This is a genomic window from Vibrio echinoideorum (assembly GCF_024347455.1).
Classification (GTDB): Bacteria; Pseudomonadota; Gammaproteobacteria; order Enterobacterales; family Vibrionaceae; genus Vibrio; species Vibrio echinoideorum.
Genome location: NZ_AP025483.1, coordinates 534,227 through 555,682, shown reverse-complemented (window position 1 = coordinate 555,682; position 21,456 = coordinate 534,227). Strand labels below are relative to the sequence as shown.

15 protein-coding genes and 10 tRNA genes are annotated in these 21,456 nt (G+C 44.7%); 2 read left to right on the top strand and 23 right to left on the bottom strand.

Annotation, left to right across the window (positions count from 1 at the left end):
- Window positions 1–186: 186 nt before the first annotated feature.
- A complete protein-coding gene (gene ffh / locus OCV36_RS02725) occupies window positions 187–1,581 on the bottom strand; it encodes a signal recognition particle protein (RefSeq protein ID WP_029224697.1) in 1,395 nt (464 codons plus the stop codon).
- A 200-nt stretch (window positions 1,582–1,781) separates the two neighbouring features.
- Between ffh and OCV36_RS02720 the strand changes: the two genes are divergently transcribed.
- Entirely contained in the window at window positions 1,782–2,576 is a 795-nt protein-coding gene (locus OCV36_RS02720) for a cytochrome C assembly family protein (protein WP_135457179.1), read from the top strand.
- 127 nt (window positions 2,577–2,703) lie between these two features.
- Window positions 2,704–3,975, top strand: a complete 1,272-nt coding sequence (locus tag OCV36_RS02715; protein ID WP_017072553.1) for an HlyC/CorC family transporter — start codon at window positions 2,704–2,706, stop codon at window positions 3,973–3,975.
- A 167-nt stretch (window positions 3,976–4,142) separates the two neighbouring features.
- Here the strand turns inward: OCV36_RS02715 and luxS are convergent, their stop codons facing one another.
- The 22 genes from luxS to alaS form a co-directional block, all read right to left on the bottom strand.
- Window positions 4,143–4,661, bottom strand: coding sequence for an S-ribosylhomocysteine lyase (gene luxS, locus OCV36_RS02710; protein ID WP_017079953.1), 519 nt, complete (start codon window positions 4,659–4,661; stop codon window positions 4,143–4,145).
- A 24-nt stretch (window positions 4,662–4,685) separates the two neighbouring features.
- On the bottom strand, window positions 4,686–5,336 hold the full coding sequence (locus OCV36_RS02705) for a transglycosylase SLT domain-containing protein (RefSeq protein ID WP_029224698.1): 651 nt from the start codon (window positions 5,334–5,336) through the stop codon (window positions 4,686–4,688).
- Window positions 5,337–5,346: 10 nt separating this feature from the next.
- The gene (gene gshA / locus OCV36_RS02700) at window positions 5,347–6,915 is read right to left on the bottom strand and encodes a glutamate--cysteine ligase (protein ID WP_135457180.1); all 1,569 of its coding nucleotides are present in this window, start codon (window positions 6,913–6,915) and stop codon (window positions 5,347–5,349) included.
- 99 nt (window positions 6,916–7,014) lie between these two features.
- The gene (locus OCV36_RS02695) at window positions 7,015–9,873 is read right to left on the bottom strand and encodes a M16 family metallopeptidase (RefSeq protein ID WP_135457182.1); all 2,859 of its coding nucleotides are present in this window, start codon (window positions 9,871–9,873) and stop codon (window positions 7,015–7,017) included.
- Window positions 9,874–9,882: 9 nt separating this feature from the next.
- Complete coding sequence (locus OCV36_RS02690; protein ID WP_004735497.1) at window positions 9,883–10,344, bottom strand: YqaA family protein; 462 nt, start codon at window positions 10,342–10,344, stop codon at window positions 9,883–9,885.
- Between the two features lie 6 nt (window positions 10,345–10,350).
- Window positions 10,351–11,304, bottom strand: a complete 954-nt coding sequence (locus OCV36_RS02685; RefSeq protein ID WP_135457184.1) for an NADP-dependent oxidoreductase — start codon at window positions 11,302–11,304, stop codon at window positions 10,351–10,353.
- Window positions 11,305–11,532: 228 nt separating this feature from the next.
- On the bottom strand, window positions 11,533–12,663 hold the full coding sequence (locus tag OCV36_RS02680; protein ID WP_017072559.1) for a sodium ion-translocating decarboxylase subunit beta: 1,131 nt from the start codon (window positions 12,661–12,663) through the stop codon (window positions 11,533–11,535).
- Between the two features lie 9 nt (window positions 12,664–12,672).
- Window positions 12,673–14,457, bottom strand: a complete 1,785-nt coding sequence (gene oadA, locus OCV36_RS02675) for a sodium-extruding oxaloacetate decarboxylase subunit alpha (RefSeq protein WP_029224701.1) — start codon at window positions 14,455–14,457, stop codon at window positions 12,673–12,675.
- Window positions 14,458–14,488: 31 nt separating this feature from the next.
- Window positions 14,489–14,746: an oxaloacetate decarboxylase subunit gamma gene (locus OCV36_RS02670; RefSeq protein ID WP_004741884.1), complete on the bottom strand. Its 258-nt coding sequence runs from the start codon at window positions 14,744–14,746 to the stop codon at window positions 14,489–14,491.
- Window positions 14,747–15,121: 375 nt separating this feature from the next.
- Window positions 15,122–15,198, bottom strand: a tRNA-Arg gene (locus OCV36_RS02665).
- A gap of 83 nt (window positions 15,199–15,281) precedes the next feature.
- Window positions 15,282–15,358: transfer RNA gene (locus OCV36_RS02660), tRNA-Arg, on the bottom strand.
- Window positions 15,359–15,442: 84 nt separating this feature from the next.
- A tRNA-Arg gene (locus tag OCV36_RS02655) sits at window positions 15,443–15,519 on the bottom strand.
- A gap of 84 nt (window positions 15,520–15,603) precedes the next feature.
- Window positions 15,604–15,680 (bottom strand) — tRNA-Arg (locus tag OCV36_RS02650).
- Between the two features lie 100 nt (window positions 15,681–15,780).
- Window positions 15,781–15,857, bottom strand: a tRNA-Arg gene (locus OCV36_RS02645).
- Window positions 15,858–15,957: 100 nt separating this feature from the next.
- Window positions 15,958–16,034: transfer RNA gene (locus tag OCV36_RS02640), tRNA-Arg, on the bottom strand.
- A gap of 83 nt (window positions 16,035–16,117) precedes the next feature.
- A tRNA-Arg gene (locus OCV36_RS02635) sits at window positions 16,118–16,194 on the bottom strand.
- An 84-nt stretch (window positions 16,195–16,278) separates the two neighbouring features.
- Window positions 16,279–16,371: transfer RNA gene (locus OCV36_RS02630), tRNA-Ser, on the bottom strand.
- Window positions 16,372–16,419: 48 nt separating this feature from the next.
- A tRNA-Arg gene (locus OCV36_RS02625) sits at window positions 16,420–16,496 on the bottom strand.
- Between the two features lie 46 nt (window positions 16,497–16,542).
- Window positions 16,543–16,635 (bottom strand) — tRNA-Ser (locus OCV36_RS02620).
- A 472-nt stretch (window positions 16,636–17,107) separates the two neighbouring features.
- Window positions 17,108–17,305, bottom strand: coding sequence for a carbon storage regulator CsrA (csrA, locus tag OCV36_RS02615; RefSeq protein ID WP_009847619.1), 198 nt, complete (start codon window positions 17,303–17,305; stop codon window positions 17,108–17,110).
- Window positions 17,306–17,397: 92 nt separating this feature from the next.
- Window positions 17,398–18,579, bottom strand: coding sequence for an aspartate kinase (locus OCV36_RS02610; protein ID WP_135457272.1), 1,182 nt, complete (start codon window positions 18,577–18,579; stop codon window positions 17,398–17,400).
- A 220-nt stretch (window positions 18,580–18,799) separates the two neighbouring features.
- Window positions 18,800–21,382, bottom strand: a complete 2,583-nt coding sequence (alaS, locus tag OCV36_RS02605; RefSeq protein ID WP_135457187.1) for an alanine--tRNA ligase — start codon at window positions 21,380–21,382, stop codon at window positions 18,800–18,802.
- Between the last annotated feature and the right edge of the window lie 74 nt (window positions 21,383–21,456).

Below are 21,456 nucleotides of genomic sequence, written 5' to 3'. Positions count from 1 at the left end.
AATAATTAACCCCAAGTATAGTAAATAGCTTGGGGTCTCGTGCCAAATTAAAGCCCCGGAATTTTACTCTTATTCCGGTGCAATGCAAGGGCTTTAGCTATTTTTTCACCAACATAGCAACCGTACACTTTCTGTGACACGGCTAACACTATGAAAAGTAACGTAGCTAAAGCTTACATTTGTAGATTATCGACCAAACGGGTTAAAACCACCACCCATTCCGCCCATACCTCCACCGCCGCCCATCATGCCTTGCATGTTGCGCATCATGCCTTTCATTCCACCTTTCTGCATTTTCTTCATCATCTTCTGCATTTGGGTGAACTGCTTAAGCATACGGTTTACATCTTGTACCTGCGTACCAGAACCTGCAGCAATACGCTTTTTGCGTGAGCCTTTAATTAGGTCTGGGCGCTGACGCTCTTTCATTGTCATAGAGTTGATGATCGCTTCCATTTGCTTGAACATCTTGTCATCAACTTTATCTTTAACGTTGTCTGGTAGCTGAGACATGCCTGGAAGCTTATCCATCATGCCCATCATGCCACCCATGTTTTGCATCTGACCAAGCTGTTCACGGAAGTCTTCAAGGTCAAAACCTTTCTTCTCTTTAAACTTCTTAGCCAGCTTCTCTGCTTTTTCGGTATCAACGTTTTTCTGTAGGTCTTCAATAAGAGACAGTACGTCGCCCATACCTAGAATACGAGAAGCAACACGATCTGGGTGGAATGGTTCTAGTGCGTCAGTCTTTTCACCCACACCTAAGAATTTAATCGGCTTGCCTGTGATATGACGAACAGATAGTGCAGCACCACCTCGCGCATCACCATCAACTTTCGTCAAGATAACACCGGTTAGTGGTAGCGTATCACCAAAGGCTTTAGCCGTATTCGCGGCATCTTGACCAGTCATTGCATCAACAACGAACAGAGTCTCTACTGGTTTAATAGCAGTATGAAGCTCTTTGATCTCGCCCATCATCTCTTCATCGATAGCCAAACGACCGGCAGTATCGACAATTAGCACGTCGTAGAATTTCTTCTTCGCGTGGTCGATTGCAGCGTTGGCAATATCAAGAGGCTTTTGGTCAGCTGAAGATGGGAAGAAATCAACGCCAACATCACTAGCTAACATTTCAAGCTGTTTAATCGCGGCTGGACGATAAACATCGGCAGACACAACCAAAACTTTTTTCTTGTCACGCTCAGTCAGGAGCTTAGATAGCTTACCTACCGATGTGGTTTTACCCGCACCTTGTAGACCGGCCATTAAGATGACTGCTGGCGGCTGTGCTGCTAGGTCAAGAGCCTCGTTAGACTCACCCATCACCGCTTCAAGTTCAGCTTGAACGATCTTAATGAATTCTTGGCCAGGTGTTAGAGATTTAGACACCTCAACACCCACAGCGCCTTCTTTTACGCGCTTAACAAAATCGCGGACAACTGGCAGTGCAACGTCGGCTTCAAGCAGCGCCATACGTACTTCACGCAGCGTCTCTTTAATATTGTCTTCGGTCAGGCGACCTTTACCGCTGATATTCTTCAGCGTTTTGGATAGACGATCCGTTAAATTATCAAACATAGTTTTCTCTTCGCTCAATCCTGCGACTATTACTGTGAGTATACATTAGCGTGGATTAGAGTCATACCCGTTGTAGAGCGTTAATCATCCGCGCTTGTGATGTGAGACATTGTTCACTTGGAATTGAGTGAGGTTCACCATAGCCCCAAAGAGCGATGCGAGGTATAATTCGTCAATTAGTAATCATTTAAATGGATACCATGGACAGTCTTATTGCGATCGCAGCAGCCTTTCTTTATTCAATGGCGATTTCCACGATCATTCCAGGTCTCGTGCACCAAACAGGAATCCGTGTAAAAACGGTGTTTATCAGCGCATTACTTGCTTTAGCTTTCCATGCTTGGTTGCTAGGCGATTTAATCTTTAATGCCAGTGGTCAAAACCTCAGTATTTTGAACGTTGCTTCATTAATCAGTTTAATCATATCTCTGGTGATGAGCGGTGCTATGCTCAAAACCCGACTATGGTTCATTTTACCCGTCGTTTACAGCTTCGCTGCCCTGAATTTAATGGCTGCCACATTTCTTTCAAGCACCTTCATCAAGCACCTAGAAAACGATCCAAAACTGCTAGTGCACATCTCTTTGGCGTTGTTCTCATACGCGACGTTGACTATCGGCGCACTATACGCGCTGCAACTTGCGTGGCTAGATCACAAACTTAAAAAGAAGAAAGCGTTAGTAATCAACCCTAACCTACCTCCATTAATGATGGTGGAAAGACAGCTTTTCAAGACCATTCTTATTGGTAATGGCTTATTAACCGGCACCTTGTTGACTGGCCTTATCTTCGTGCAAGATATGTTTGCTCAAGGGAAGGCACACAAAGCTGTGCTATCTTTTATTGCTTGGGTTATCTACTCCATCCTTCTATGGGGTCACTATCAAAAAGGTTGGCGTGGACAAAAAGTCACTTGGTTTGCCCTTGCTGGCGCCAGCATGCTCACATTAGCCTACTTCGGTAGTCGCTTCGTTCAGGAAATCATCCTGAGCTAATCGGTAAAATAAAGGCAAGGTCTCACATACCTTGCCTTTAAAATATTGAGTGCGATACATTCAATTGACATCTCGACCATGTTCGGTCATAAATTAATCAAGATACACAAATAGGAAAAGAATAGTTTTGGACGACATATCAACGGGTATCTTATTTGCGCTACTCGCGTGTCTCATTGTAATTTCTGGTTATTTCTCGGGTTCAGAAACGGGCATGATGTCCCTGAACCGCTACCGTTTAAAGCACTTGGCCCAAACGGGTCATAAAGGTGCCAAACGCGTAGAAAAACTTCTGAACCGCCCAGACAGATTGATTGGCCTCATTCTAATCGGCAACAATCTTGTCAACATTCTTGCATCTGCGATCGCGACCATTCTTGGTATGCGCATTTACGGGGATATCGGTGTAGCTATCGCTACCGGTGTCCTAACTCTCGTGATCCTCGTGTTTGCCGAAGTAACGCCAAAAACCATCGCCTCTCTATTTCCAGAACGCGTCTCCTACGCCAGCAGTATTTTATTAATAATACTGATGAAGGTATTGTCGCCATTAGTGATTTTGGTTAACTTTATTACCAACGGTTTCATTCGGATATTAGGTGTCAAAGCCAGCCATAATGCGACTGATCACTTAAGCTCAGAAGAACTTAGAACGGTAGTAAATGAAGCAGGAAGCCTGATACCGCAGCGTCACCAAGATATGTTGGTCTCTATTCTAGATTTAGAACATGTCACCGTGAATGACATCATGGTCCCACGTAATGAAATCACCGGCATCGACATCAATGATGACTGGAAATCTATCGTCCGCCAGCTCACCCACTCACCTCATGGCCGTATCGTATTATACCGAGACCAAATAGATGAAGTGGTTGGTATGCTTAGGCTACGAGAAGCTTACCGTTTGATGCTTGAAAAAAATGAGTTCAATAAAGAGACACTTTTACGTGCGGCAGATGAGATCTACTTTATCCCTGAAGCGACACCACTCAACATTCAACTACTTAAATTCCAGCGCAATAAACAACGAATCGGTTTAATTGTCGATGAGTACGGCGATATCAATGGCTTGGTTACACTCGAAGATATTTTGGAAGAAATTGTCGGTGAATTTACGACCTCAATCACACCAAGTTTATCTGAAGAGATCACACCTCAAAGCGATGGCAGCTTCTTAATTGAAGGCAGCGCCAACATCCGAGATATTAACAAAGGCCTGCAGTGGGCACTGCCTACCGATGGCCCAAGAACACTTAACGGCTTGATATTAGAGTACCTTGAGGAAATCCCCGAGAGTCACCTTAGTGTTCAAGTAGCCAGCCATCCGATGGAAATCGTTGAGCTAGAAGAAAACCGTATCAAATTGGTACGCGTATTTCCGCAGGTTGCTAACGGTTAATCGCGAATGGTTAAGTGATTATTGACTAAATGAGTCATACCACCGACTCACTTAACGACGAAAGAAAAGGCCCGGTTCATTGAACCGGGCCTTTTAGTATCTAAAGCGCTTTGTCTCTAGAGTGATATGTATCTGAGTGAAGCGTATTCAAGGTGAACTAACAATGGCTAGTCGATTTTAAGCTCTTGAAGCATCGACTCTGGCAGTGCCAGTTCATCATTTTTGTTTACAGAGATACCTGCAGCGATGATCGCGTTGGCGATATCTTTCGCTTCATCCAAAGAGTGCATTGCCGCAGTACCACATTGGTATTCGTTCAGTTCAGGGATCTTATTTTGATTCTCAACTTTCAGCACATCTTGCATTGCAGCCAACCAACCGTCTGCCACTTGTTGCTCTGAAGGCGTACCAATCAAGCTCATGTAGAAACCAGTACGACAGCCCATCGGTGAAATATCGATGATCTCTACATCGGAACCGTTCAGTTGATTACGCATAAATCCTGCGTATAGGTGCTCTAGAGTATGAATACCTTTCTCAGATAGGATATCTTTGTTTGGCGCAGTAAAACGCAGGTCAAACACAGTGATGGTATCCCCTTTAGGGGTTTGCATTGTTTTAGCAACACGAACGGCTGGTGCGTTCATGCGTGTGTGATCAACAGTGAAACTATCTAATAAAGGCATTGCTATTCTCCATGACGGTTGGCTTTAAAAAAACCAACTTCGATTGTCTTCTAGTTCTTTGCGGCACTGTTTAAGTTGCCAGCCATAATCTTTTGCTTGTTGTTCGACTTTGCGTGCCACCTTAATCAAAGATGGTTTGCTGTTGTATGATTTGCGCTTATAGCCACCACGACCTTCGTGATAAGCCAAGTATTGGTTATATGGGTCCCATAAAGAGACCCCAAGCTGACGACGCGTCTCACTGGTGTACCAACCGATAAACATCAATGCATCATCAAAGTTGGTTCTTGAACCACCGTTATTCGTCGCCTTTTGGAAATCTTCCCAAGCAGGGTCTTGAGCTTGTGCATAGCCGTAGGCACTACTGACACGTCCCCACGGAATAAAGCCCAGAATGTAATCTTTAGGTGGGCGGGCATCATGACGAAAGCTACTCTCTTGCTTAACAAAAGCCATCGCTACGTTGATCGGAGTGCCCCACTTTTCTTGCATATCTAATGCATCGTCATACCACGACGGGTGTTCTCTGAAGATGCTACACAGATTATCTTGCTGTTTAGGCGGTGGCGTTGCACATCCAACCAAAAGGCTAGAGACAACACCAACAGTCACTACAGGTAACCACTTACCACTCGTATGAGTAGGTTGACCTAATAAGGCTTGCTTCCTTTCCACCAAAGTCTCGCTATGCTTTTAGATACGAAAAATAATCCGCTAAGAAACCATCAAAATCTTGAGTGCTGGCTTCTTCACTTTGTTGCTGAGCGATCATAGAACGTTGGACTTCTGCTTCCATCAACTCAGCTGAATAAACTTTATATTGGTGCGCTTTATGCTGTTGAGCGTAAGTTGTTCCTAACGCACAGCCTACTTTACCCAAACCACCTAATTTTTTGGTCTCTTCAAGCAACTGGCCTGAAATAGTCAGCTCTGGGTTGTCGATCCAAGTTTCAAGCGTATCGCAAGTCTCTTGGTAAGCTCGGCCACCTTGCTCATCATCCATCATTTCAGCAATAGAGCGAAGGTCTTTAAATACGCGTTTAGCCCAATTTTGTAATGATAATCTCTCGCCGTCACAACCAATTTTTAGCTCTAAACCAACCTGGCGACCTTCTAAGATTACCTTGTTCCAGTTATCACGCCAGCATTCCAGCTCACAATTATCCATCTCAGCAGAGTCAGTTAACACACTCCACGTTAGGAAGAGATCAAGGAAACGAACTTGCTGTTCATTGATACCAACTGAACTGAATGGGTTTACATCTAAAGAACGAACTTCAATGTACTCGACACCACTGCGAGCTAATGCTTCAGACGGTTTCTCACCGTTTTTAGCTACACGCTTAGGGCGGATTGGCGCGTAAAGTTCGTTCTCGATTTGAAGAACGTTAGTATTAAGCTGACGGTATTCGCCATCAACCTTAGTACCAATCTCAGCAAACTCTTCTGACGGCGTGCGAATCGCCTCGTTCAAGCCTTCAAGGTACTGTTCGAGACTGTTAAAGCCAATTTTCAATACACTTTGAGCGCTGTTGGTGTAGCCAAGATCGCTCAGACGGAGTGCTGTTGCTTTTGGTAGGTATAAAGTTTCACCAATCTTTTCAAAAGGTAGATTTGTTTCTCTTCCTTTAATGAAAGAAGGGCACAACGCCGGTGATGCACCGAAGAAGTATGGGATTAGCCAACCAAAACGGTAATAGTTACGAATCAAACCAAAATAAGCATCGGACTTAGCTTCACAACGCGCTTCTTCTGTTTGCTCTCCAAACAGGCTATCCCAAAAACTTTCTGGGAAAGAGAAGTTGAAGTGAACACCAGAAATAATTTGCATCAGGCTACCGTAACGGCGCTTTAGGCCTTCACGATATAGCGTCTTCATCTTACCGTTGTTAGACGAACCGTATTGCGCTAGCTGAATGTAATCTTCACTGCCTACGTAGCAAGGCATAGAAAGCGGCCACATTTTTTCGCCATCTAACTTGGTTTGAGTGAAATGATGGATATCAGACAACTGATTCAAAAGAGTCGGGACATCGTTAGAAACCGGTGTGATAAATTCCAGTAACGACTCAGAGAAATCGGTCGTTACCCATCCGTTCATTAACGCCGATCCCAAAGCCTTAGGGTGCGGCCCAGTAGCAAGGTGCCCATCTTCCGTGTAGCGTAACGTTTCCCTTTCAACACCACGACCAAATTGAGAGAAGGTCTTAGGGTTGGTTGCAACTTGCTTTAGTCGCGCAGCAAAATCAGTCAAAATTCAGTTCACTTATCTTATATCGTTCTGATTAGAACTATCATAAATTAGGTTGGAGGAGAAAAGTAGAGTCTCTTCCCTCCCCCTTTAATGTGTACTCTAACGAATGATTTCAAGCTCTTCTATTGGAATATCTAACTTTTCTAATTGAGGACGAAGCGAAGTCGCATCGCCAACAACGATTATTTGATAATCATTCGGGTCAAACCATTTCTTCGATAGCTCGTTTAACGTCTCTTTCGAGACGGTTTCAACTATCTGATTACGTTGTTGTAAGTAATCTTCATCAAGGCTCAATGCGACAATGTTACTCAACAAACCAGCCTTTTGACTTGGCGTTTCGTATTTAAGCGCATCTTGTTGACCGACCGCAAGGCGCATAAATTTCACCTCTTCGTCAGTTAATCCACTCTGACTAAACTCATTCAGTTCATTAATAAACTCTTGAATCGATGGAACCGTCGCATTTGCCCTTACTTGGGCGCTAAATACCACGGCACCGGTTTCTCGAGTACTCGCAAAGTAACCGCTTGCACCGTAAGTGTACGCCTTGTCTTCACGTAGGTTTTGGTTAATACGACTATTGAAGTTGCCCGCTAAGTTAAAGTTAGCAAGTTGGCTCAAATACAATTCACCAGTGGCATCAAAAGGTAAACCTTTACGAACTAAACGAACAATACTTTGTGGCGCACCTGGCTTGTCCACTAGATACAAGCGTTGCTCAGAAAGCTCTTTGATGATCTGAGGGCGCGTTAATGGTGCTGCGTCGCCTTGCCATTGCTCAAAGAACTGGAGCTGTTTGCTAACCTCTTTCTTCGAGATGTCCCCTACAGTAACAATATTAGCCCCCTCAGGAGTATAGTGCTGACTGTAAAACAGTTTTACATCGTCTAGGGTCAATGACTCCAGGGAGGTCTTAGTACCATCACTCGCTCGACCAAAGATGCTGTTACCGAACAACACTTCGCGAGTTGCTTGAGAGGCCATCCAGCTTGGTTGTTGATGTTGGTAAACAATGCCTTCTAGCATTTGTTTCTTAACACGTTCGAAATCTTGACTATCAAACTTAGGCTTAAACAGAACCTCTTGCACTATCGCTAAGGTTTGAGGCAGATTTTTCTCTAACGTTGAGATAGAAATATCCGTGGTATAGCTACCCGCGCTAATGCTAACGCTACTGCCAAGCTTATCTAAGGTAGCCTGCAACTCTTCCACCGTTCGTTGAGTGGAGCCTTCTTCCATCATCGCTGCGGTTAAGTTTGCTAAGCCTTCTTGACCTTGACGAACATAACGCTCACCTGCAGGAAGTTGAATCTGTAACTGCACTGTCGGCGTTTCGTTGGTCACAGTACCAATCAAGTCGATGCCATTTGCATAATGCATGCGATACAACTCAGGCATAGTCGCTTCAACACCAAAGCTCACCTCTGGCATCACGCTTCGATCAAAGGTGTTCGGTGCTTTTCTGAAATTCAGTTGGTCTTCCGTCACCTTACTGTACTCAGGAAGCGTGCGAGCAGGCGTGCTGAAAGTAGCTTCACGTACCGCTAAATCTAACTGTTTTTTAGGAACAACACTCAAAATAACCTTATTCTTGCCTTCAATAAAATCTTGATAGGCCTTGCTCACACTTTCAGGTGTTACTGCTCTAATTTGATCCAGTTGTGATTCAATGCGATCCGGTTGACCATAGAAGGTTTGGTTAGACGCAAGTTGGGAAACCTTACCCTTTACGCTTTGCAGTGCAAACACCGCATTTGCTTCCGCCATACCGGTAATCTGATCTAAACGTTCTTGCTCAACACCCTCTTTCGAGAATTGCTCTAAGGTATCCATTAGCTCTTTGTTCAGAACCGTTAAATCGCCTTTTTCACCCGAGTTACCCATCGCATAAACATACATGGTACAAGCCAGTTCAGCACAATCATGGAAAGATCCTGCACTCACCGCTTTTTGAGTTTTGACTAAGTATTGATACAAGTAACTGTTGGTACCTGAGCCTAGAACATTGGACAGCGCATTTAATGAAGCTTGTGTCTCTTCACCGCGATACGTTGTTGGCCAACCAACTAGCACCATTGGTTGACGAATATTATCTTCTAAGGTGATGTACTTATCTTCAGTCAGTACCGCTGGCTGTTTCTCAGCAGCATCAACTTCCGGGCCTTTAGGGATAGGGCCAAAGTACTTGTTAATCCACTCTAGCGTGTCATCAACATCGATATCACCACCGATAGTTAATACCGCATTATTTGGGCCATACCAACGCAAGAAGAACGCCTTAAGATCATTAACGTCAACACGATCAAGATCTTCAATATAACCAATTGGCTGCCATGAGTACGGATGACCTTCTGGATACAGTGCTTCACCCATGCGTTCCCACATCAAGCCGTAAGGGCGGTTTTCATAACTTTGAGCTCGTTCGTTTTTAACCGTGCCTCTTTGAACCTCAAACTTCTTCTGAGATACAGCGTCCAATAGAAAGCCCATTCGGTCTGATTCTAGCCACAACATTTTCTCGAGTTGGTTAGAAGGAACGGTTTCAAAGTAGTTAGTACGGTCGCGGTTAGTGGTGCCATTTAACGAACCACCCGCTTCAGTAATGATCTTAAAGTGTTGCTGGTCTCCGACATTCTCAGAACCTTGGAACATCATGTGTTCAAAGAAGTGAGCAAAGCCTGATTTGCCAATCTGTTCACGAGCAGAACCGACGTGATAGGTCACATCTACATGAACAAGTGGATCAGAATCATCAGGAGAAAGAATAACGGTCAAGCCGTTTTCAAGCTGATATTTCGCATAAGGAATCACGACTTTATCTTTAGAAGGCTTAACCTCTTCTAACAGAGTGACGCCTTCCGGTAACGAGGAAAAGAAGGGTGTTGAGCTAGGTACATTGTAAGAACAGCCAGCAATGGCGATAAGAGAAAATGTACCAAGTAAAACCTTTTTCATAGGTTCTCCTTAGAAAAAACCGAAGTAGATAGCAGCAAGTAAGCTGTAGCGAGCGGCTTTGCCAATCGCTATCAAAATAACGCTAGGGATAAATTTCATTCTCAGCCAACCCGCAGCCAGACATAAAGGATCACCAATGATGGGTAACCAACTGAATAACAATGTCCAGTAACCATAACGGCTCAGCCAAGCCATAGCCTTATGACCATGCTTTTCAGATTGAGTTCGATTAGGCAACCACAAACCAATCCAATAGTTGGTAAGGCCCCCCAAAGTATTACCGAGTGTCGCCAGAAGAATGATCGATGATGTTGAGAACTGATCTAAGCTCAAGGCAGCCACAAGGCTCGCTTCTGATCCCCCGGGCAACAATGTGGCACTCAAGAAGCCACTGATGAAGAGTACCCACAGCGCCGAGTCAGAGAACCACAGCGCTATATTTTCGAAAAGAGAATTAAAAAACTCTAGCACTGCATATCAACCTTCTTGCATCTTAAGCAGTACCTTGCCTCTGGTGTGCCCGGTTTCAACCTGTAGATGAGCTGACTGCGCTTCATCTAGCGGGTAGATACCTTGAATTTCTGTTTTGAGCAATCCGACGCTGACCATGTAAAGCATGGTGTCCATTTGCTCTGGGTTTGGCGCAACCAGCATACCTGATGCAGTAAAACCCAGTAGTGTGGCTTTTTCACAGATCAGTTCTGCAGACAAGGTTGGGACTGTCACGACTCTCGCGCCATCTTTCAGGCACTTCAATGCATCAAGTGCCGTATCGCCACCGACCAAATCAATCAGTACATCAACATCGGATACTCTTTCTGATGCTGGAGCAAACCTATAGTTAATCGCATGAGCGCCTAACGTTGCTAAGTAATCAAGATTGGCTTCGCTACAAGTAGTGTAAACCTCGGCTTTCGCTGCCACGGCAATTTGAACCGCTAGATGACCAACGCCGCCTGCGCCCGCCAAGATGAGTACGCGATCGCCCTCTTTCACTTCAGCTTTGTTGAGCGCTTGCGCTGCCGTTTGGCTGGCTAGTGGTAATGCAGCTGCCGCTTCTAGAGTGACCGAATCAGGAACCATGCTTAATGCCGTTTCTGGGACACACACATATTGGCTGTAACCGCCGCCTTGCAATGGAAAGCCAATAAAGCCGGCAACGTTATCACCAACAGTAAAACACTCTGCCTGTTCGCCTAGGGTGACAATTTGCCCTGAAATGTCATAACCAGGTACCCAAGGCAGGTTATCTTTGTTCTGTGCTGCAGCCCAACCAAGGCCAGCACGGGTTTTGACATCAATCGGATTAATGCCTGAAAAAGAAACTTTAACCACGACCTCCCCGGCTTTAGGCTCAGGAATAGCACTGGTTTGAATACTTAGGTTTTCGACGCCGCCGAATTGAGTAATCGCTATCTGTTTATTTTCCATTTCCACATTTCCTTGATTGATAAAAGCCCTAGTGAGCAAACACCCTAATTGATAAAAAGAAAGGGATGCGAAAGCATCCCTTTGACTATAAACCATTTAATAAGGCGAAGTTAACCGCTCATTCGTAAATTGACGACCAATTAACGTAACGACTAATTAACGTAACGAGTAACGAGCTAAAACCTAAAATAAACAATAAGTCCATTTGGCCATTAACTCGTTATCCTGTTAACCCACTAAGGCTAAAAGGATACCCGCCGCAACGGCACTACCAAGTACACCAGCCACGTTCGGGCCCATCGCATGCATCAACAAGAAGTTCTGAGGGTTTGCCTCTAAACCAACCTTGTTCACAACACGAGCCGCCATCGGAACCGCTGATACACCAGCAGCGCCAATAAGTGGGTTAATGTCTTCTTCCGAGAAGCGATTCAGTACTTTCGCCATCAATACACCACCCGCAGTACCAATACTGAACGCTACCGCACCTAAACCTAAGATACCTAGGGTTTCTAAGTTCAAGAATTGTTCAGCCTGCAACTTAGAACCAACACCGAGGCCTAAGAAGATAGTCACAATATTAATCAGCTCGTTTTGCGCTGTTTTCGACAGTCGATCAACCACACCAGCTTCACGCATTAAGTTACCCAGACAGAACATACCTACTAGAGGTGTCGCTGAAGGTAGGAACAAAATCGTCATCAATAGTACAGCCAGCGGGAAAAGAATCTTCTCCGCTTTGCTAACATGACGAAGTTGAGCCATCTTAATTTTGCGTTCTTCCGGAGTCGTCAGCGCTTTCATGATTGGCGGCTGAATAATAGGAACCAAAGCCATGTAGCTATATGCCGCTACTGCAATTGCACCTAATAAATCAGGAGATAACTTACTCGCCAAGAAGATCGCGGTTGGGCCATCGGCACCACCAATAATCGCAATTGACGAAGCATCTGCCATTGAGAATTCCATTCCTGGAACATAATTCAACAATATCGCACCAAACAGCGTTGCGAAAATACCAAATTGAGCCGCAGCCCCTAACCATAATGTTTTAGGGTTAGCAATCAACGCACCAAAGTCCGTCATTGCACCAACACCCATAAAGATCAGTAGCGGGAAAACACCTGTCTCAATACCTATGTAATACACGTAGTAAAGCAATCCACCTGGATCGGTAAATCCTGCATTTGGAATATTCGCCAACACAGCACCGAAACCAATCGGTAATAGCAGCAATGGTTCAAATCCTTTGCGAATTGCCAAAAATAACAATAAGCAACCAACCAACATCATACAGATCTGGCCGAACTCAAAGTTCGCAATCCCAGTTTCAGACCATAAGGTCATCAATCCTTCCATGGTACTCCCTTACGCTAAGCTTAGTAGTGGAGCGCCTACAGTAACTGCATCGCCTTCTTTAACATTCAGTTCTTGCACGATGCCACTGCGAGCAGCACGAACTTCCGTTTCCATCTTCATCGCTTCCAAGATAAGTAGCACATCGCCTTCAGCAACTTCAGAGCCTGCTTGAACTATTACTTTGAAGATATTACCTGCCAACGGTGCTGGAACAGCTTCTGCGTCAGACGCAGCCACAGGTGCAGCTTGAGTTGCTTGAGCAGGCTTTGCCGATGGTGCTACAGATGTGAGTTCACCTTGAGGACCAACTTCGACATCATAAACTTGCCCGTCAACCTTCACGCTGTAGCTTTCAATGCTACCAGAAGCTTGTACCGGAGCTGCTGCAACTGGAGCCGCTGTTTCTAACGTTGGTGCAGGCTCAAATGCTTCAGGGTTACGGCGATTCTTAAGGAACTTAAGACCGACCTGTGGGAACAGCGCGTAAGTCAGTATGTCATCAACGGTGTCTTCAGCTAAAGAAATGCCATCTGATTTAGCTTTCTCTAAAAGATCTGTCGTTAACGTATCCATCTCTGATTTAAGTAAATCAGCAGGACGACAAGTAATTGGCTCTGCACCATTTAGAACTTTTGCTTGTAGTTCAGCATCAACCTCAGCAGGAGCTTGACCGTATTCGCCTTTCAGTAGACCCGCCGTCTCTTTAGTGATGCTCTTATAGCGCTCACCAGTTAAAACGTTGATAACCGCTTGAGTACCGACAATCTGAGAAGTTGGCGTTACCAAAGGGATGTAACCGAGCTCTTTACGTACGCGAGGGATCTCTTCCAGAACTTCGTCCATACGATCCGCTGCGCCTTGCTCTTTGAGCTGGCCTTCCATGTTCGTCAACATGCCACCAGGAACTTGAGCAATCAAGATACGTGAATCCACACCTTTAAGTTGGCCTTCCCACTTCGCATACTTTTTACGTACATTACGGAAGTAAGCGGCGATCGGTTCGATCTGATCAAGCTTAAGATTAGTGTCACGCTCTGTACCTTCTAACATCGCTACAACCGTTTCGGTTGGCGTGTGCCCGTAAGTACAGCTCATTGAAGAAATTGCGGTGTCTAAAATATCGATCCCGGCTTCAACTGCTTTAACCGCAGTCGCTGTCGATAGACCCGTTGTTGCGTGGCTATGTAGCGCTAGAGGCACGTCACACGATGCTTTGATACGTGTAATCAACTCTTCCGCTTCATAGGGCTTTAATAAACCAGACATATCTTTGATACATAGAGAATGACAACCTAAATCCTCTAGGCGCTTAGCCAAATCAACCCACGTATCTGAGTTGTGTACCGGACTGGTTGTGTAAGACAACGTACCTTGAGCGTGGCCACCAACGTCAATCGTTGCTTTCACTGCTGTTTCAAAGTTACGTACGTCATTCATCGCATCAAAAATACGGAAGACGTCCATGCCATTCTTGTGGGCACGTTCAACAAACTTTTCTACTACATCATCCGCGTAGTGACGGTAACCTAACAGGTTTTGACCACGCAGTAGCATCTGCATTGGTGTATTTGGCATCGCTTTTTTCAGTTCACGCAAACGCTCCCAAGGATCTTCTCCAAGAAAACGGATACACGAATCAAACGTCGCGCCGCCCCAAGTCTCTAATGACCAGTAACCGACTTTATCCAGTTCTGCCGCAATAGGCAGCATATCTTCGATACGCATACGAGTAGCAAATAGTGACTGGTGCGCGTCACGAAGTACCACATCTGTGATAGCTAGTGGTTTAGACATGCTCATAAACTCCTTTTTAATCCTTTAAATGCTACTTAGCAGTAGACGCACGGTATTGATGAACCGCGGCCGAAATTGCTGCCACAACTTGTGGACTAACAGCAGAAGGGTTTGATTGTGATTTTTGAATTTTTTTAGGTGCTGCGATCGGTTCAGGTACTTCTTCTGGTACCAGTTTTGACATCAACCGAACGAGGTAAACTAGAATAGTTAGGAAAATAAAGACAACGGACATTCCCGTTATCATTAGAGTTGCTGCATCTCCTAGCAGGCTTCCAATATTAGTCATGTTGCTTCCTTTCTTCGTCATCCTGACATAAGTGCAGGATTTCAGCGAATAGTGATCCCGACCCATGGATTATCTCGATTGGTAAAAGTTTGTCAATTTTGTTTAAGGTTCTGTTACGGATAACGCACACATAAGGTTAATTATTCGCCTATCAGATCACATAAATCTGTCAAATACGTCATTTTTAGATATTTAAACTGTGACTTAAACGGAGCTTTTCTTGGAAATGATATGAGAAAGGTGGAATAACAAAGAAGCAATCAAGAATCACTTTAAATACAACAAGTTAAACAACGACAAAATTTAACATTATCGCAACAAATTTACAGCAGACATAAAAAAAGCCTCGTATAAACGAGGCTTTTTTTAATAAGGTGGTGCGCCCTGGAGGATTCGAACCTCCGACCGCCTGGTTCGTAGCCAGGTACTCTATCCAGCTGAGCTAAGGGCGCAACGGTTTCGATATTAATTATAAAGTAAGGCAGTTAAGCCAAACTAAACCATCAACATCAGGGTTAGTGAAAACCCTAAATAGTGGTGCGCCCTGGAGGATTCGAACCTCCGACCGCCTGGTTCGTAGCCAGGTACTCTATCCAGCTGAGCTAAGGGCGCAACGGTTTCGATATTAAGCTTTCAGTTAAGGCAATAAAGCAAAACTAAACGTTCAACATCAGGATTAATGAAAACCCTAAATAGTGGTGCGCCCTGGAGGATTCGAACCTCCGACCGCCTGGTTCGTAGCCAGGTACTCTATCCAGCTGAGCTAAGGGCGCAACGGTTTCGATATTAAGCTTTCAGTTAAGGCAATAAAGCAAAACTAAACGTTCAACATCAGGATTAATGAAAACCCTAAATAGTGGTGCGCCCTGGAGGATTCGAACCTCCGACCGCCTGGTTCGTAGCCAGGTACTCTATCCAGCTGAGCTAAGGGCGCAACGGTTTCGATATTAAGCTGTTAATTAAAGCAATAAAGCCGTTAAGACAATAAAGCCAAACTAAACGTTCAATATCAGGGTTAGTGAAAACCCTAAAAGTGGTGCGCCCTGGAGGATTCGAACCTCCGACCGCCTGGTTCGTAGCCAGGTACTCTATCCAGCTGAGCTAAGGGCGCAACGGTTTCGATATTAAGCTGTTAATTAAAGCAATAAAGCCGTTAAGACAATAAAGCCAAACTAAACGTTCAATATCAGGGTTAGTGAAAACCCTAAAAGTGGTGCGCCCTGGAGGATTCGAACCTCCGACCGCCTGGTTCGTAGCCAGGTACTCTATCCAGCTGAGCTAAGGGCGCAACGGTTTCGATATTAATTATGAAGTAAGGTAATTGAGCCAAACTAAATCATCAACATCAGGGTTAGTGAAAACCCTAAATAGTGGTGCGCCCTGGAGGATTCGAACCTCCGACCGCCTGGTTCGTAGCCAGGTACTCTATCCAGCTGAGCTAAGGGCGCACGGTGTCTTCAAAAGAAGAAGTTGTGAAATATATCACATTCTGTTTCTACGAAACAAAAAAAAGGCCATAGGCCTGTAATGAATGGCGGTGAGGGAGGGATTCGAACCCTCGATGCGGCTACAAACCACATACTCCCTTAGCAGGGGAGCGCCTTCGGCCACTCGGCCACCTCACCTAATTCATTATTCTAATCTATCACTTCTTAACAAAGTAATATTAAGAATGGTGCGCCCTGGAGGATTCGAACCTCCGACCGCCTGGTTCGTAGCCAGGTACTCTATCCAGCTGAGCTAAGGGCGCACATTGTTACTTCTGTGTTTGCGTGCAAATTCAAACGTGCAAGAAATGGCGGTGAGGGAGGGATTCGAACCCTCGATGCGGCTATAAACCACATACTCCCTTAGCAGGGGAGCGCCTTCGGCCTCTCGGCCACCTCACCGTCTTGCGGAGGCACATATTACGTTTTACCGAAAATATGTCAAACACTTTATTGAAAAAAATAGGACAAAAACATCCAACCGTTTGCTATTTAATCAAAGCGCTTGCAAATTGAACTTATAAGATCAATTTAACGCTTTTTCCCTTAAAAATTAAGGTGAAAGATTAGCCATAATAAACAACCGAAAACAATTATCTAATTTATCCAGCAGCAAGTGCTACCGCTGTTTGCACAATACTACGGGATGCGTAATTGCGCCATAGGGTAAGCTAACAAATCTTGAACTTTGGCAAACAAAAACAGATAAACGATCGTACTCAGCATGTTTGCATTTCACCGATTAATGAAACCGGCGCTTCGCCAGTTCAAAACAAAGCAGTTATACAACCAATGTATATCCAAACGTTCTTTTCTGTTCCTCAAGATCAAAAAAGGCTAGCAACAATGCTAGCCCTTTCTCTACGCAAAAGTATTAGTAGTTGCCAGGTGCAACGTTACCATTACCTTTTTCAGCTTGAATGCGCATGTAGATCTCTTCACGGTGAACAGATACTTCTTTAGGTGCGTTAACACCAATACGTACTTGGTTACCTTTAACGCCAAGTACAGTAACTGTTACTTCATCACCAATCATCAGTGTTTCGCCAACGCGGCGAGTCAAAATTAGCATTCTTTGCTCCTTGAGTAATCTCTAAATTTATCTAGCTACGAGAGCATTATCCAACAAAAGTTATATTTTCGTAAACTATCGATTGAGTTTATTTAACCAAAATGCACTTCTTTTTTAGGATAACCCTGTGTTTCACGCGCTACGATGTATGCATTGTGTAATATGTTAGCAGCCATATCGACTTGCGTTGGTGATATCACCAAAGTTAAAGACTGCTGCTGCAATAAGTGATGTTGTACATCAATTTCGCCTTCAGACAACAATCCATGTGAACTGACCACAATATCTTGTGTTCGGCTTCCTACCACAGTTAACAAACTAACCTGTTCACTATTACGGATTTTTTCTGCAAAAACTAGTTTTAATTTAGCACTTATGTCTTGTTTAATAATGAGTGCTGCTCGTTCTGTTTCCTCGATCACACTACAGACTTCGATCCCTAACAGTTGGCAATGCGATATGAAAGATGGTAAATCTTCATTCAAACACTCAATACGCACCATATCTCTTTGAATGGCGATACCAGCAATATCATTCAAACACTGGTGACCCGCGATCAACGTGCCCTCACCTTCTTCAAAACTTGAAAGCACTCTCAGTGGTACATTGTGGTGCCACGCAAACTGAACACACGGCAGGTGTAATACCTTTGCGCCTCTACGAGCCATTTCTTCCATAGACGGAAAGTCCAAGGTATCTAATTTTTTCGAATGCTTCACGACTCTGGGGTCGCAAGAGTAAACACCATCAACATCAGTATAGATCTGACACTCTTTCGCTTGAAGTGCTCCAGCCAACGCAACCGCAGTGGTATCTGAACCACCTCGGCCTAATGTCGTGATATCGCCTTTTGCATTAACGCCTTGAAAGCCTGCAACAATCACAATCTGGTCGTCATCTAACAGCGCTTTAATAGGAGCGGTATCAATACGCTCAATCGTCGCATTATTATGATTCGCATCGGTGTGTATTTTGGCTTGATAGCCAGTCATCGATGTCGCTTCATAACCCAACTTGTGCAACGTCATCGCCAACAAAGCCATAGAAACTTGCTCTCCAGCCGTTAACAACACATCCAATTCTCTAGCGTTTGGTACGCTATCAATTTGTGAGGCCAAGTTAACTAACCGATTTGTTTCACCTGACATAGCAGAAACGACAACCAGGATCTGGTTCCCTTCATTTTTCGCTTCAATGATTTTCTCTGCTACATGATGGATTCGTTCTATTGAACCCACCGACGTTCCACCAAATTTCTGCACGATAAGAGGCATTTTCACCCTTCCTCACCTTCCCAAGACCAATGTCTATATATGACAAAAAAACACATGCTCCGCGTCATGGCGAAGCAATAAAAAATTAACCAAGGAGTCTAACGTTATCACTAGACTTCTTGGTTAATCTCAATCAAACCTTATTAAGACAAGCTTCCAATAGGCAAAATAAAAGATGCCCAATCAACGGATTGGGCATCTTTATATCAGTTACTTAAGCTTAAAGACGCTCTTCTAGCCAAGTACGTACCGATTTTAAAGCTTCAGGTAGCGCTTCAACGTCTGTACCGCCCGCTTGAGCCATATCTGGACGACCGCCGCCTTTACCGCCAACTTGCTCAGCAACCATCTTAACGAGGTCACCCGCTTTTACTTTACCGATAAGATCTTTCGTTACGCCAGCAATTAAGCCAACTTTTCCGTCCGCTATATTGGCAATAAGGATGATACCGCTACCCACTTGGTTTTTAGCGTTATCAACCATAGTACGTAGGTTCTTGTTGTCTGCGCCTTCAATTGCAGCAACCAGTACTTTAGTACCTGAGATATCTTCCACTTTACCCATGATGTTTGCGCCTTCAGCAGCAGCCATCTTTTCTTTAAGTAGTTGGATTTCTTTCTCTAGCGATTTCGCTTTCTTAGCCGATTCAGCCAATTTCTCTTCGTAAGCGTTATTCTGTGCATCCACAGCATCTAAAGCAGCTTCACCGGTTACCGCTTCAATACGACGAATACCCGCAGCAATACCACCTTCAGAAGTGATCTTGAATAGACCAATATCACCTGTGTTGCTCGCGTGAATACCACCACAAAGCTCAGTAGAAAAATCGCCCATAGACAGAACGCGAACTTCATCATCGTACTTCTCGCCAAACAGTGCCATCGCACCTTTTTCTTTCGCTGACTCGATGTCCATGATGTTCGTTTCAATCACATGGTTCTGACGAACTTGTGCGTTAACTAGACGCTCTACTTCTTTAATCTGTGCTGGTGTTACCGCTTCAAGGTTAGAGAAGTCAAAACGTAGGTTGTCTGGCTTAACTAAAGAACCTTTCTGAGCAACGTGCTCACCTAGCACTTCGCGCAATGCAGAGTGAAGTAAGTGAGTTGCAGAGTGGTTTAATGAGATAGCAGAACGACGCTCAGCATCAACGCGCGCTTCTACTTTATCGCCTTGAGCAAATACACCTTCAACGAGCTCGCCATGGTGTGCAAATGCGCTACCTAGCTTCTGAGTGTCTTGCACTTTGAATAGACCCGACGCAGTGCTTAGCGTACCAGCGTCACCACATTGACCGCCTGATTCAGCGTAGAATGGTGTCTCTTCAAGGATGATGATTGCTTTGTCGCCCGCCGATAGTGAAGATACTTCTTCGCCGTCAACAAATAGCGCAGAGATTTCACCAGCACCTTCAGTAGTGGTGTAACCACAGAACTCAGTGTTCGTGTCTACTTTGATAGTCGCGTTGTAATCCGTACCGAATTGACCTGCTTCACGTGCACGCTTACGCTGTGCTTCCATCGCTTTTTCAAAGCCTTCTTCATCGATAGTAAAGTCGCGTTCACGAGCTACATCGTTAGTAAGGTCAGCTGGGAAACCGTATGTGTCGTAAAGTTTGAATACTGTTTCACCATCAAGCTCTTTGCCTTCAAGTGCGTCTAGCGCATCATTCAAGATAACCATGCCGCGCTCTAGAGTTCGACCAAAGTTCTCTTCTTCAATGCGAAGTACTTTTTCAACAAGCTCTTGTTGTTTCTTAAGTTCTTCAGCGGCAGAGCCCATCACTTCAGCCAGTACACCCACAAGTTTGTGGAAGAACACGCCTTGAGCGCCGATCTTGTTGCCGTGACGAACTGCACGACGAATAATACGACGTAGAACGTAACCACGACCTTCGTTTGAAGGCATAACGCCATCAGCGATCAGGAATGAACAAGAACGGATGTGGTCAGCAATAACGCGCAGCGATTGGTTAGATAGGTCATCATGACCAACCACTTCTGCTGTTGCTTTGATTAGCTTTTGGAATACATCAATTTCGTAGTTAGAGTGAACGCCCTGCATGATTGCAGAAATACGCTCAATACCCATACCAGTATCTACAGCTGGTTTAGGTAGCGGTTCCATTGTGCCGTCAGCGTGACGGTTGAACTGCATGAATACGTTGTTCCAGATCTCGATGAAACGGTCACCATCTTCTTCAGGTGTTCCAGGACGGCCGCCCCAAATATGCTCACCGTGATCGTAGAAGATTTCAGTACATGGACCACAAGGACCTGTGTCACCCATTGTCCAGAAGTTATCAGACTCAAACTTCTTGCCGCCTTCTTTGTCGCCGATGCGAACAATCTTGTCAGCTGGGATGCCTACTTTCTTGTTCCAGATTTCGAATGCTTCGTCATCTGTCTCGTAAACCGTTACTAACAGGCGATCTTTTGGCAGACCTAGTGTTTCAGTCAGGAATTCCCAAGCAAATCCAATCGCTTCTTCTTTGAAGTAATCGCCAAAGCTGAAGTTACCTAGCATTTCGAAGAATGTGTGGTGACGAGCCGTGAAACCTACGTTTTCAAGGTCATTGTGTTTACCACCCGCACGTACACAACGCTGAGCCGTAGTTGCTCGTGTGTAGGCACGCTTTTCGGCGCCTAAAAAGCAATCTTTGAATTGGTTCATACCTGCGTTAGTAAATAGCAGGGTTGGATCGTTATGTGGAACTAACGATGAACTGTCTACGATTTGGTGTTCTTTGCTCTCAAAGAACTTAAGGAACGCGTTGCGAACCTCGTCAGTGCTCATGTACATGCAGCTCTTCCTGAAAATAGTCGAGTTAGAATTTTGCCGTATTGTAGATCATGGTTAAGGCTTCGACTAGTTTT

Bases quoted from the DNA above. Each gene is read 5' to 3' on its own strand.
- ffh (WP_029224697.1), bottom strand. From the start codon at position 1,581: ATGTTTGATAATTTAACGGATCGTCTATCCAAAACGCTGAAGAATATC.
- OCV36_RS02720 (WP_135457179.1), top strand. From the start codon at position 1,782: ATGGACAGTCTTATTGCGATCGCAGCAGCCTTTCTTTATTCAATGGCG.
- luxS (WP_017079953.1), bottom strand. From the start codon at position 4,661: ATGCCTTTATTAGATAGTTTCACTGTTGATCACACACGCATGAACGCA.
- OCV36_RS02695 (WP_135457182.1), bottom strand. From the start codon at position 9,873: ATGAAAAAGGTTTTACTTGGTACATTTTCTCTTATCGCCATTGCTGGC.
- OCV36_RS02685 (WP_135457184.1), bottom strand. From the start codon at position 11,304: ATGGAAAATAAACAGATAGCGATTACTCAATTCGGCGGCGTCGAAAAC.
- OCV36_RS02680 (WP_017072559.1), bottom strand. From the start codon at position 12,663: ATGGAAGGATTGATGACCTTATGGTCTGAAACTGGGATTGCGAACTTT.
- oadA (WP_029224701.1), bottom strand. From the start codon at position 14,457: ATGTCTAAACCACTAGCTATCACAGATGTGGTACTTCGTGACGCGCAC.
- OCV36_RS02670 (WP_004741884.1), bottom strand. From the start codon at position 14,746: ATGACTAATATTGGAAGCCTGCTAGGAGATGCAGCAACTCTAATGATA.
- csrA (WP_009847619.1), bottom strand. From the start codon at position 17,305: ATGCTAATTTTGACTCGCCGCGTTGGCGAAACACTGATGATTGGTGAT.
- OCV36_RS02610 (WP_135457272.1), bottom strand. From the start codon at position 18,579: ATGCCTCTTATCGTGCAGAAATTTGGTGGAACGTCGGTGGGTTCAATA.
- alaS (WP_135457187.1), bottom strand. From the start codon at position 21,382: ATGTACATGAGCACTGACGAGGTTCGCAACGCGTTCCTTAAGTTCTTT.